At 64.5% G+C, this 12,099-nt stretch carries 11 protein-coding genes; 8 read left to right on the forward strand and 3 right to left on the reverse strand.

Going from position 1 to position 12,099, the window contains the following annotated elements:
* Nucleotides 1-29 precede the first annotated feature (29 nt).
* On the forward strand, nt 30-818 hold the full coding sequence (locus JT360_RS00785; RefSeq protein ID WP_214469587.1) for an acetoacetate decarboxylase: 789 nt from the start codon (nt 30-32) through the stop codon (nt 816-818).
* Nucleotides 811-1,971 (forward strand): patatin-like phospholipase family protein, encoded by a 1,161-nt coding sequence (locus JT360_RS00790; protein ID WP_214469588.1) that lies wholly within the window; start codon nt 811-813, stop codon nt 1,969-1,971. The genes JT360_RS00785 and JT360_RS00790 overlap by 8 nt, the downstream gene beginning before the upstream one ends.
* 292 nt (nt 1,972-2,263) lie before the next feature.
* On the opposite strand, the gene JT360_RS00795 is transcribed toward JT360_RS00790, so the two are convergent.
* Entirely contained in the window at nt 2,264-3,865 is a 1,602-nt protein-coding gene (locus JT360_RS00795; RefSeq protein WP_214469589.1) for an inorganic phosphate transporter, read from the reverse strand.
* A 101-nt stretch (nt 3,866-3,966) separates the two neighbouring features.
* Nucleotides 3,967-5,181 carry an ROK family transcriptional regulator gene (locus JT360_RS00800; RefSeq protein ID WP_214469590.1) on the reverse strand — a complete coding sequence of 405 codons (1,215 nt, stop codon included), beginning with the start codon at nt 5,179-5,181 and terminating at the stop codon, nt 3,967-3,969.
* A 220-nt stretch (nt 5,182-5,401) separates the two neighbouring features.
* Here JT360_RS00800 and JT360_RS00805 point away from each other — a divergent pair, with 220 nt between their 5' ends.
* The 6 genes from JT360_RS00805 to JT360_RS00830 all read left to right on the forward strand — a co-directional run bounded on the left by JT360_RS00805 (nt 5,402) and on the right by JT360_RS00830 (nt 11,481).
* Nucleotides 5,402-6,640, forward strand: a complete 1,239-nt coding sequence (locus JT360_RS00805) for an extracellular solute-binding protein (RefSeq protein ID WP_214469591.1) — start codon at nt 5,402-5,404, stop codon at nt 6,638-6,640.
* A gap of 82 nt (nt 6,641-6,722) precedes the next feature.
* Nucleotides 6,723-7,607: a carbohydrate ABC transporter permease gene (locus JT360_RS00810; protein ID WP_214469592.1), complete on the forward strand. Its 885-nt coding sequence runs from the start codon at nt 6,723-6,725 to the stop codon at nt 7,605-7,607.
* Nucleotides 7,607-8,452: a carbohydrate ABC transporter permease gene (locus JT360_RS00815; RefSeq protein WP_214469593.1), complete on the forward strand. Its 846-nt coding sequence runs from the start codon at nt 7,607-7,609 to the stop codon at nt 8,450-8,452. Before JT360_RS00810 ends, JT360_RS00815 begins: the two co-directional genes overlap by 1 nt.
* Complete coding sequence (locus JT360_RS00820) at nt 8,449-9,471, forward strand: SIS domain-containing protein (RefSeq protein WP_214469594.1); 1,023 nt, start codon at nt 8,449-8,451, stop codon at nt 9,469-9,471. Before JT360_RS00815 ends, JT360_RS00820 begins: the two co-directional genes overlap by 4 nt.
* Complete coding sequence (locus JT360_RS00825) at nt 9,471-10,409, forward strand: PfkB family carbohydrate kinase (RefSeq protein ID WP_214469595.1); 939 nt, start codon at nt 9,471-9,473, stop codon at nt 10,407-10,409. The genes JT360_RS00820 and JT360_RS00825 overlap by 1 nt, the downstream gene beginning before the upstream one ends.
* Nucleotides 10,396-11,481 (forward strand): ABC transporter ATP-binding protein, encoded by a 1,086-nt coding sequence (locus tag JT360_RS00830; protein ID WP_214469596.1) that lies wholly within the window; start codon nt 10,396-10,398, stop codon nt 11,479-11,481. The genes JT360_RS00825 and JT360_RS00830 overlap by 14 nt, the downstream gene beginning before the upstream one ends.
* A gap of 44 nt (nt 11,482-11,525) precedes the next feature.
* On the opposite strand, the gene JT360_RS00835 is transcribed toward JT360_RS00830, so the two are convergent.
* Nucleotides 11,526-12,059 (reverse strand): TetR/AcrR family transcriptional regulator, encoded by a 534-nt coding sequence (locus JT360_RS00835; RefSeq protein WP_214469597.1) that lies wholly within the window; start codon nt 12,057-12,059, stop codon nt 11,526-11,528.
* Between the last annotated feature and the right edge of the window lie 40 nt (nt 12,060-12,099).

The following is a 12,099-nucleotide window of genomic DNA, read 5'->3' on the forward strand; positions in this document are numbered from 1 at the left end:
TTCGCCTGACAAAACCTTGGGGGTGCAGCTTGGAAATCGCCGATGTCGTGAAGCGCGCCTATGCGATGCCGTTGACCAATCCGTCCTTCCCGCCCGGCCCCTACCGTTTCTTCGACCGCGAATACATCATCATCACCTACCGCACGACGCGCGAGGCGCTCGAGGCCGTCGTGCCGGCGCCGCTGGAGATCGACGAGCCGCTGGTCAAGTACGAGTTCATCCGCATGCCGGACTCGACCGGCTTCGGCGACTATACCGAGACCGGCCAGGTCATCCCCGTGCGGTACAAGGGCCAGCATGGCGGCTACGTCCATTCGATGTATCTCGACGACGACGCGCCGATCGCCGGCGGCCGCGAACTCTGGGGCTTTCCCAAGAAGCTGGCCAACCCAAAGATCGTCCATGAGGGCGAGGTGATCGTCGGCACGCTGCACTATGGCAGCGTTCTGTGCGCCACCGGCACGATGGGCTACAAGCACAGGGAGGCCGACCACGATTCCGTGCTCGCAGCACTCGCCGCCCCCAATTTCCTGATCAAGATCATCCCGCATGTCGACGGCACGCCCCGCATCTGCGAGCTGGTGCGCTATTACCTTACCGATATCACGCTGAAGGAGGCCTGGACGGCGCCGGCCGCGCTCGATCTGCGGCCCCATGTCATGGCCGACGTGGCGAAGCTGCCGGTGCTCGACATCGTCTCCGCCGTCCACTTCAAAGCCGATCTGACGCTTGGGTTGGGCGAGGTCGTCCACGACTATCTTGCCGATCACGGCCGGCTCGCAACCAGCACAACCCAGCCGGAGAAAATTCGTGCTTGAACGCAACCGAAACAAGGAAGCCGCCGCCACGATCGAGGAGATCTCGGCGCAATATGACCGCATCGCATTGGTGTTCCAGGGCGGCGGCGCGCTCGGCGCCTACCAGGCCGGCGTCTACCAGGCTCTGGCCGATGCCGGCTGTGAGCCGAGCTGGCTCTCCGGCGTGTCGATCGGCGCCATCAATGCCTCGATCATCGCCGGCAATGAGCCGAGCCGCCGCCTGCAGCGGCTCGAACAATTCTGGCAGACGATCTCGGGGCGCAAGATCTGGGCCTATACGCCGGAAGGCGACATCTACCGCGACATCCGCAACCGCACCTCGTCGTGGATGACGATGACCATGGGCCAGCCCGGCTTCTTCAAGCCGCGCAACCCCAATCCCTGGTTCGAACAGCAAGGCGCCGAGGGCGCGACCAGCTTCTATGACACCGCCGAATTGAAGGACACGCTGGAGAGCCTGATCGATTTCGACGTGCTGAACGACGGCAAGAAGCGGCTGAGCGTCGGCGCGGTCAACGTCCGCACCGGCAACTTCGTCTATTTCGACACCGACAAGGTCCGCATCGGGCCCGAGCACATCATGGCCAGCGGCGCCCTGCCGCCGGCCTTTCCTTCGGTCCGCATTGAAGGCGAGTACTATTGGGACGGCGGCATCGTCTCCAACACGCCGCTGCAATATCTGCTCGACCAGGAAGAGGACCGTTCCTCACTGGTGTTCCAGGTCGATCTGTTCAGCGCGCGCGGTGTGCTGCCGCGCAGCATGCCGGACGTGCTGTCCCGCCACAAGGACATCATGTATTCCAGCCGCACGCGCCAGAACACCGACAATTTCAAACGCATCCATGGCCTGAAGATGCGCCTGCTCGATGCGCTCAAGCGCGTGCCCAAGGAGCAGCTGACGCCAGCGGAAGAAGCCCTGATCGAGGACTATTCGGATGCCGGCATCGTCAACATCGTGCACTTGATCTACCAGCACAAAGGTTATGAGGGACACGCCAAGGACTACGAATTCTCCGGTACCTCGATGCGCGAACATTGGGAAACCGGCCTGGAAGATACACAGCGCACCTTGCGCCATCGCAAATGGCTGACGATGCCGACCAATGTCGATGGCGTCGCCATCCACGACCTGCATCGCGAGGATCCGACCTGAGGTCAGCCTCGCCGGAATCGATCATCTGACACCGAGTTCCGTCACACCCCCCTCTGTCCTGCCGGACATCTCCCCCGCAAGGGGGGAGATCGATGCCGCCTGGGCCTTCGCCAATCTCCAACAGCTCAAAGCTGGCGGGACGCATGGGCTGCTAATCTCCCTCCTTGCGGGGGAGATGGCCGGCAGGCCAGAGGGGGGTGCTGTCCCGCCGGCGCTTCGGCATGAAACAACAGAAAAGGCAGCACCGATCACCGACGCTGCCTTTTTTGTTTTGTGAAAGGCCTGCTCCCGCTCAGAACACCTGGCGGAAGATGATGAACAGCACGAACGCCAACGCGATCGAGCATGGCAGGGTCAGCACCCAGGCCAGCAGCAGGTTGCGCACCGTCGACCATTGCAGGCCCGAGCCGTTGGCGGCCATCGTTCCGGCGACACCTGACGACAGCACATGGGTTGTCGACACCGGCAGGCCGAGCCGGTCGGCCATGCCGATGGTCACCATCGCCACGAGTTCGGCGGCGGCACCCTGGCCATAGGTCAGATGGCTCTTGCCGATCTTCTCGCCGACCGTGACGACGATGCGCTTCCAGCCGACCATGGTGCCGAGGCCGAGCGCCAGGGCGACGGCGATCTTCACCCAGAGCGGGATGAACTTCGTCGCGTTGTCGACCGCCTTGTGGTAGTCGGTCACCGCCTTGAGATCGGCGGCCTGCATCGGCAGCAACTGCTTCTTGTCGATCAGCTTGAGCGCCTCGCCGATCAGGTAGATGTCGTTGCGGGCGTTGCTGACCAGATTGGTCGGCACGTTGTCGACCGAGGCGTAAGGTTGCAGCGAAGCGGTGGTGTTGTGGATGTAGGTCTGCAGCGCGACCGTCGTCTGGTCGTTCCAGGTCCGTGTGCGCACAGCGTCCTGGACGGCTGCCTTGGCGTCTGTGACTGTGACGCCGGGCTTGGCATATTTGCCGAGCGCCTGCTCCACGCTGACCGAGGCCGCCTTGTAGGCCTCGAGATAGTTGATGTCGGGCGTGCGATTCAGCGCATAGGCCGTCGGCACGACGCCGATCAGGATCAGCATGATCAGGCCCATGCCCTTCTGGCCATCGTTGGAGCCATGCGCGAAGCTGACGCCGGTGCAGGTGAAAATCAGCAGCGCTCGGATCCACCAGGGCGGCGGAGCATTGCCTTTCGGTGCCTCGTAGAGCGCTGGATTGCGGACCAGAAGCTTCATCGCATAGAGCAGGATGGCCGCGGCAAAGAAGCCGACGATCGGCGACACCAGCAAGGTGGTGCCGACATTGGTCGCCTGCGACCAGTCGACGCCGCTGGTGGCGCTGCCTGCAGGGGCCATGAACTGGTTGGCGAGGCCGACGCCGATGATCGACCCGACCATCGTGTGCGAACTCGACGCCGGCAGGCCGAGGAACCAGGTGCCGAGATTCCACAGGATCGCCGCGACCAGCAGCGCGAACACCATGGCAAAACCCGAGGAGGAGCCGACCTGCAGGATCAGCTCGACCGGCAGCAGCGACAGGATGCCGAAGGCGACCGCGCCGCTGGAGGTGAGAACCCCGAGGAAGTTGAAGACGCCGGACCACATGACGGCGAATTCGGCCGGCAGAGAGCGCGTGTAGATGACGGTCGCCACCGCATTGGCGGTGTCGTGAAAACCGTTGACGAATTCGAAGCCGAGCGCGATCAGCAAGGCGATGCCGAGCAGGATCCACGGCACTGTCTTGGCCACCGCCAGATCCTGGCTGAGCGCATAGCCGACATAGACGACGCCGACCAGCACCAGCACCCCAAAGGCGGGCAGGAACCACTTGGCACCGCCCGATTGATCGAGCGGATGCTCCGGTCTCGGTATACCCGCCTCACTAGAAACTATGTCCACCATGTCCCACTCCATTGCATTGCGGCAAAGAACTGGGAAAGACGCTATGTCCGGTCGATGAACCCTGTGTGACGCCGGGAGAGCGGTTTAGGCCTATGATGCCCCTACACCGGACCCGAGCTTGTCTTCAGGATCGCCGAGAACAGCGGATCGAACGCGCGGCTGATCGGGGCCGCGGCTGCGCCGAGCGCGATCGACCAGGGGTCGGTGGTGCCGAGTTGCAGGCGCGGCAAAGTCCGGCCTGGCCGGTCGGCGATCGACGGCAGCAGCGGATGCATCGCCTCGACAAGCCGGCGCGCCAGCGCTTCCGGCGCGCCGCTGGTCAGGATGACGGTCTGCGGATCGAAAATCGTTTCGATGAGATGCACGCTCCAGCGCAGATCATGCGCGGCCCCGTCGATCCAGGCCATCATCCTGGGATCCTCGGCCAGCACCAGGGTATTCATTTGCTGGTAGATATCCTCGTCCGCCGGGTTGAGGCCGAGATGCTGGTAGAGCGAGGCCAGCGATGCGCGATGTTCGAGCGGCGTCGAACCAGGACCGGCCGGCGCGAGCAGCGCCATGCCGATTTCGCCGGCATTGCCATGGCCGCCGCTGTAGAGCTCGCCATTGAGGATCAACCCGGTGCCGATGCCGTAGCCGACATAGAGGCAGACCGCGTGATCGACGCCATGCGCCGCGCCGACGATGCGCTCCGCCGTGGCGCAGGCGGCGGCATCGTTCTGCAGGCCGACATTCAGCCCCGTCCTGGCAGCCAGCGTCTCCAGCAGCGGAAACTTCTGCCAGGCAGGCATCATCCATTTGTCGTCGGAATTCTTCAGGCCGAAAGGGCCGGGCATGGCGACGCCGAGACCGACCAGCCGTTTCTCGGATTGCGAGGAAATCCCGGCCAGGTCGCGCCGGACGCCATCGATCAGGCCGAGGATCACCTCGACGCCCTTCGACGGCTCATCGAACGGCAGGTTCGCGTCGGCGCGCGCCAGCACGCTGCCCATCAGGTCGACCGCGACCGCCCGCGTCAGGTGGCGGTCGATCTGCAGGCCGATGGCGAAGGCGCCTTCGGGCACCAGCCTGTAAGGGGTCGAGGGTTGCCCCCTGCCCTTGCGCACCGCATCGAGAGCAACGACCAGGCCGTCGCTTTCCAGATCCTCGATGATGTTGGAGACCGCCTGCTTGGTCAGCTGCGTCGCCCGCGCCAGATCGGCACGCGACAGGGCGCCATTGAGGCGCAGCGCCTCGATCATGACACGGCGGTTGTGCGCGCTGGTGCCTTCCTGATTGGTGCCGCTTTTGGCGCGGATCGGGCTGATGTCGTCCACCGGCGTTTCCCCTCTTGACTCCATTAGAATATTGATCGACTAATTAAGTCAAGCGAATTGACTTAATGTAACCGAACGCCCCAAAACAAGATGGCCAAGGCCCCTCGGCCTGTCGCCACTGGTCAGCCGGTTCATTATCAGGTCACGCGACATGGATCCGGGAAGACGATGCGAAATGCCCGTATCGCCGGCCCGTCAACGCCGGAAATGGGAGAAGAAGATGCTTAAGACAATCACCAAAACGCTGGTCGGCGCGGTCTTCGCTGGAGGACTGTTCGTTCCTCACGCTTTCGCCGAAACGACGCTCAACGCGCTTTTCATGGCACAGGCCGCCTACAGCGAGGCCGACGTGCGCGCCATGACGGATGCCTTCACCAAGGCCAACCCGGACGTCAAGGTCAATCTCGAATTCGTCCCCTATGAAGGCCTGCACGACAAGACGGTTCTCGCGCAGGGATCGGGCGGCGGCTATGACGTCGTGCTGTTCGATGTCATCTGGCCTGCCGAATACGCCACCAACAAGGTGCTGGTCGACGTCTCATCGAAGATCACCGACGACATGAAGAAGGGTGTGTTGCCCGGCGCCTGGACCACGGTCCAGTATGACGGCAAGTACTATGGCATGCCCTGGATCCTCGACACCAAATATTTGTTCTACAACAAGGACATCCTCGAAAAGGCCGGCATCAAGACGCCGCCGAAGACCTGGGAAGAACTCGGCGCACAGGCCAAGATCATCCAGGACAAGGGCTTGCTGAAGACGCCGATCGCCTGGAGCTGGTCGCAGGCCGAAGCCGCGATCTGCGACTACACCACACTGGTCAGCGCCTATGGCGGCGACTTCCTCAAGGACGGCAAGCCGGACTTCCAGAATGGCGGCGGCCTGTCAGCGCTGAAATACATGGTCGACAGCTACAAGTCCGGCCTCACCAACCCGAATTCCAAGGAATTCCTGGAAGAGGACGTGCGCAAGGTCTTTGAAAATGGCGACGCTGCCTTCGCGCTGAACTGGACCTACATGTACAACATGGCCAACGATCCGAAGGACAGCAAGGTGGCCGGCAAGGTCGGCGTCGTGCCGGCACCAGGCGTCACGGGCATCAGCGAGGTGTCGGCCGTCAACGGCTCGATGGGCCTCGGCGTCACCGCGGTCTCGAAGCATCCGGACGAGGCGTGGAAGTACATCACCTTCATGACTTCGCAGGCGACGCAGAACCAATATGCCAAGCTCTCGCTGCCGATCTGGGCCTCGTCCTATGACGACCCGGCCGTCACCAAGGGCCAGGAAGAACTGATCGCCGCCGCCAAGCTCGGCCTGGCCGCCATGTACCCGCGGCCGACCACGCCGAAGTACCAGGAGTTGTCGACCGCGCTGCAGCAGGCGATCCAGGAATCGCTGCTCGGCCAGACGTCGCCGGAAGACGCCCTGAAGACCGCCGCGCAAAACAGCGGCCTCTGAGGCACTTTTCTACGGTCACGGGCGGCCTAGTGCCGCCCGTGCGATGTCAGAAACCAAGATGAGTTAGGGAGAGGCTGCTCTTATGTCGGGCACCTGGATGACAACCCGTGCATGGCTCTTGATGCTGCCGCTGTTCGTGGTCATGGTCGCCGTCATCGGCTGGCCGCTGGTCGACACGGTCAGCCTTTCCTTCACCGACGCCAAGCTGGTCGGCACCGGCGGCAATTTCGTCGGCTTCGACAATTACACCAACATGCTGTCGAGTTCGAATTTTTCACGCACACTGGTCACCACCACGCTGTTCGCTGTGATTTCGGTTGCCGCCGAAATGGTGATCGGCGTTCTCGCCGCCCTTTTGCTCAATCAGGAATTTCGCGGCCGCGCCGTCCTGCGTGCCCTGATGATCCTGCCCTGGGCGCTGCCGACGGTGGTCAACGCCACACTATGGCGGCTGATCTACAATCCAGAATATGGCGCCCTGAACGCCGCCTTGACGCAGTTGCATCTCATCGACGCCTACCGCTCCTGGCTCGGCGAACCCGGAACGGCGCTGGCGGCGCTGATCGTCGCCGACTGCTGGAAGAACTTTCCGCTGGTGGCGCTGATCGCGCTCGCCGCCCTGCAGGCGGTGCCGCGCGACATTACCGCAGCCTCACTCGTCGATGGCGCGGGACCTTTCAACCGCTTCCGCTTCGTCATCCTGCCCTATCTCGCCGGCCCGCTGATGGTGGCGCTGGTGCTGCGCACCATCGAGGCGTTCAAGGTCTTCGACATCATCTGGGTGATGACCCGCGGCGGCCCGGCCAACAGCACGCGCACGCTGTCGATCCTCGTCTACCAGGAAGCCTTTTCCTTCCAGCGCGCCGGCTCCGGCGCGTCGCTGGCGCTGATCGTCACCTTGCTGGTCACCGTGCTCGCCGTTGCCTATGCGGCACTGGTCAGGAAGACTGCCGGGAGTGCCGCCTGATGGAACGCAAAAGCCCGGCCTTCAGCGTCTTCATCCATGCCTGCGCGCTGTTGCTCGCGGCCGTCATCCTGGCGCCCATCGCCTGGCTTTTCATCATGAGCATATCGCCGGCCGCCGATCTCGCCGCCAAGCCGCTGCGCTGGTGGCCGCAGGCGGCCGACTTCTCGCGTTACCGGCAATTGCTGTCGACAGCCGAAAACAGCGCCGGTGCCGCCTTCACCTCGTCGTTGCGCAACAGCCTGGAGATCGCCGGCATGGCGACGCTGGCGGCCCTCGCCCTGGCGATCCCCGCCGGCTGGGCGGTGTCGCGCACGCCGGCGATCGGCTGGTCGCTGTCGATGGTGATCGCGACCTACATGCTGCCGCCGGTGGCGCTGGCCGTGCCGCTCTATATGGGCCTTTCGCATCTCGGCCTGCTCAACAACGTCTTCGGCCTGGCGCTGGTTTACCTGACCATATTGGCGCCCTTCACCACCTGGCTGATGAAATCAGGCTTCGATTCCATCCCGCGCGAGATCGAGGCGGCGGCGATGATCGACGGCGCCGGCCTGTTCCAGACGCTGCGCATCATCACGCTGCCGCTGGCCGCGCCGGTGATGGCGACGTCGGCGCTGTTCGCCGTGCTGCTCGCCTGGGACGAATTCTTCTATGCGCTGCTGTTCACGTCCGACCAGCGCGCCAAGACCTTGACGGTCGCGATCGCCGATTTGGCCGGCGGCCGTGTTTCCGATTACGGGCTGATCGCCACGGCCGGCGTGCTCGCCGCCCTGCCGCCGGTGCTGATCGGCCTGGTCATGCAGCGGGCGCTGATTTCGGGCCTGACCAGCGGCGGTGTGAAAGGATGATGATGACTGCAGCAAAAACTCGGCCGGCCGGACTGGTCGCGATCGACCGCGAAATGGCACGCCAGCATGCGGACGCGCGTGCCTCGTTCGAACACAACACCGCCATGGCGGCAGACGTCGCCGCCTCGATCAGGAGGACCGGTCGTCTGCTTCTTCTCGGCATGGGTGGCTCGCATGCGGTCGGGCGCGCCGTCGAGCCGCTCTATCGCGCGGTCGGCATCGATGCCCTGGCGCTGCCCCTGTCCGAACAGCTCGGCCAGCCGCTGCCGCTCGCGGGCCGGACGGTGCTCGTCACCTCCCAGTCGGGCGAGAGCGCCGAGGTTGTCAGATGGTTTTCGGAGGCCGGCGGCGCCGCCGATATTTTCGGCCTGACGCTCGAAGGCAGCTCGTTCCTGGCGCGCACGGCGCCTTGCCTGGTCGGCGCCGGCGGCACTGAACTTGCCTTCGCCGCCACCCGCAGCCTGACTGTGACCTTCGCCTTGCATCTGGCCATTCTTGCAGCACTTGGCGAAGACCCGGCTGCCGCGCTTGCCGCACTGGACCAGCCGCAGGACAACGACATCACACAGGCGCTCGCAGCGCTGGATAAGGTCACGGCCATCGTCACCTCCGGCCGCCGGTTGCAAGGCGTCGCCGAAGCGCTGGCGCTCGGTCTTGCCGAACTGTCGCGGCTGCCCTGCTTTTCGCTCGAAGGCGGCCAGTTGCGGCATGGGCCGATGGAGATGCTCGACCCACAGGTTGGCGTCATCCTGTTCCGCGGCAACGATCCGACAGCGGAATTGGTCACCGCCATGGCCCTTTCCGTCGTCGAGGCCGGCGCGCCGCTGGTCATCTTCGACGCATCCGGGCAAACGCCCGTCGCCGGCGCCGTCACGCTCTCGTTCAAACCGGCTTCGGGGCTCGCCGCTGTCTTTGCCATGCTTCCGGTCGCGCAGCGGCTGATGATCGCCTTTGCCGACAGCCGCGTCGACAATGCCGGCACGCCCGTGCGCTCCACCAAGATCACCAGGAGCGAGTGATGCGTCCGCTCGCGGTGATCGGCAACGTCAATGTCGACCTGATCGTCGGCCCGGTCTCGCCATGGCCGAAGGCCGGAACGGAGACCGTCGTCGACCATGACGAATTGCGCGTCGGCGGCCAGGCCGGCAACAGCGCGCTCGCCTGGGAGGCGCTGGGCGTCGACTTTACGATCGCCGCCAATGTCGGCGACGATCAGTTCGGGCACTGGCTTCGCAAGGCGTTCGGCAGCCGCGCCGAGACATGGCCGGTGCGTCCCGAAGGCACGACGCTGTCGGTCGGCATGACGCATCCGGATGGCGAACGGACCTTCTTCACCACACGCGGCCACCTGCCGCGCTTCAGCCTCGCCGATGTGCTCACGGTTCTCGATGGCAGCGCATTGTCCGGCGGCTACGCGCTTCTGTGCGGCTCCTTCCTGACCGACGATCTCACCCGCGACTACGCCGCGTTTTTCGACTGGGCGGACAGCCACGACATTGCCGTGGCGCTCGACACCGGCTGGCCGATCGACGGCTGGACGCAGGCCAACTGCGCCGCCACACGGGCATGGCTCTCGCGCTGCGCGCTGGCATTGTTCAACGAGGTCGAGACCGTGACCCTGGCCGGAATGGAGAGCCCGGTCGAGGCCGCGCGCGCGATCCGCTCCAGCATGCGGCAGGGCGCGACCTTCGTCGTCAAGCGCGGACCGCGAGGCGCCATCGCCATCGGCCCGGACGGCTCCCTCGTCGAAGCCGCCGCGCCCGATGTCCGCGTCGTCGATACGATCGGCGCCGGCGATGTCTTCAACGCCGCCTTCCTCGCCGCTCTCGCCCAGGAACAGAAGCTGTCCGCCTGCCTTTCCGCCGCGACGCATATTGCGTCGCGCGCCATTTCCACCCTGCCCCGCAACTATGGCGGGCCGATGCAGTTCGAGGGATCCACGCATGAGCGCGCTTGAAATCCGTGGCATCCGCAAGAGCTATGGCAGTGTCGAGACGCTGAAAGGCATCGACATCGCGCTGCAGAGCGGCGAGTTCCTGGTGCTGCTCGGCTCGTCGGGCTGCGGAAAGTCGACGCTTCTCAACATCATCGCGGGGCTCGCCGAAGCGACGAGCGGCGACGTGCTGATCGGCGGCCGCTCGATCCTTGGCGTTCATCCCAAGAACCGCGACATCGCCATGGTCTTCCAGTCCTATGCGCTCTATCCGAACCTGACCGTGCGGCGCAACATCGGCTTCGGCCTGGAAATGCGCGGCGTTGCGGCCGACGAGCGCGAGAAGGCCGTGAACGAGGCGGCGAAACTGCTGCAGATCGAGACGCTGCTCGACCGCAAGCCGAGCCAGCTTTCCGGCGGCCAGCGCCAGCGCGTCGCCATCGGCAGGGCGCTGGTGCGCAAGCCGCAGGTGTTCCTGTTCGACGAGCCGCTGTCCAACCTCGACGCCAAGCTGCGCCTGGAAATGCGCACCGAGCTGAAGCGCCTGCACCAGATGCTGCAGACCACCGTCGTCTACGTCACTCATGACCAGATCGAGGCGATGACGCTGGCGACCCGCATCGCGGTCATGCGCGACGGCAGGATCGAACAGCTCGGCACGCCCGAGGAGATCTACAACGAGCCGGCGACGCTCTATGTCGCCGGCTTTGTCGGCGCGCCGTCGATGAACATGCTGCAGGCGGTCGTTGCCGGCGGCAAGCTGGCAATTGCCGAGTCCGACGTGCGCATCCCTCTGCCCGCACGCTATGCGAACGCGGCCCGTGAGGGTGCACAACTGATCGTCGGTATCCGCCCCGAAGCGCTTCGCGTGGCGACCGGGGCCTCGACAGACCTGTCCTTGCCTGTGGAGATAGAGGTCGTCGAACTGACCGGCCCCGAGCTGGTCACCACGGCCCGGATCGGCACGCAGCGGCTGACGGCCTGTCTGCCGCCACGGGCCCAGGTCGCCAAGGGCGAAAAGCGCAGCCTCACCTTCGACGAAGCAGCACTTCGCCTGTTCGATCCTTCGACGGGCAAGGCCCTGCCAAGGGCTTGAAGGAAAGTCACGCACGCGGCGGCGCTGTCGCCTCGCACCGCAGACTATTTGGCGATCTCCAACAGGGAGGAGACCAGCAGCTTGCGCTCATCTTTCGACAGCACATCGGAATCGAAGAGGTTCATGCTGCGCAGCCCCTCGATGGCGAGATAGCAGACCAGCAGCGATTTGAGGTCGGGCGCCTCGCCCTTCAGCCGTTCGAAAAGCTGCCGCTTGAAAGTCTTTATCGGTGTCATGAAATCGGGATCCTCGGCGATCGCCGAAAAGATCCAGGACGCCGATGGCTGCTTTTCCTCGCAGTCCTGGGCCGACAATTTGATATAGACTGCGAGTGGATTTTTGCCGTTGTCGTTGCCGCTGGCGGATTCCAGCGCTTGCTCAAAATCGCGCAGATAGCTTTCGACCAGCCCCTGCATCAATTTGGCCTTGGTCGGAAAATTGTAGAGCAGCCCGCCCTTCGACACGCCGGCGCGGCTGGCGACTGCATCGAGCGACAGGCTGCCGGGCCCGGATTCCCGGGCAACATCAGCCGCCGCGGCGAGAATCTTCTCGCGCGAGTTCGGTCGTTGGGCTCTCATGGCGCCTCCCTTCGCAAGCTTAGGCCCAATTGACAAGACC

The sequence above is a fragment of the Mesorhizobium sp. dw_380 genome (assembly GCF_018588885.1).
In the GTDB taxonomy this organism is placed as follows: domain Bacteria; phylum Pseudomonadota; class Alphaproteobacteria; order Rhizobiales; family Rhizobiaceae; genus Mesorhizobium.

Bases quoted from the DNA above. Each gene is read 5' to 3' on its own strand.
- JT360_RS00810 (WP_214469592.1), top strand. From the start codon at position 6,723: ATGTCGGGCACCTGGATGACAACCCGTGCATGGCTCTTGATGCTGCCG.
- JT360_RS00820 (WP_214469594.1), top strand. From the start codon at position 8,449: ATGATGATGACTGCAGCAAAAACTCGGCCGGCCGGACTGGTCGCGATC.
- JT360_RS00805 (WP_214469591.1), top strand. From the start codon at position 5,402: ATGCTTAAGACAATCACCAAAACGCTGGTCGGCGCGGTCTTCGCTGGA.
- JT360_RS00795 (WP_214469589.1), bottom strand. From the start codon at position 3,865: ATGGTGGACATAGTTTCTAGTGAGGCGGGTATACCGAGACCGGAGCAT.
- JT360_RS00825 (WP_214469595.1), top strand. From the start codon at position 9,471: ATGCGTCCGCTCGCGGTGATCGGCAACGTCAATGTCGACCTGATCGTC.
- JT360_RS00830 (WP_214469596.1), top strand. From the start codon at position 10,396: ATGAGCGCGCTTGAAATCCGTGGCATCCGCAAGAGCTATGGCAGTGTC.
- JT360_RS00835 (WP_214469597.1), bottom strand. From the start codon at position 12,059: ATGAGAGCCCAACGACCGAACTCGCGCGAGAAGATTCTCGCCGCGGCG.
- JT360_RS00815 (WP_214469593.1), top strand. From the start codon at position 7,607: ATGGAACGCAAAAGCCCGGCCTTCAGCGTCTTCATCCATGCCTGCGCG.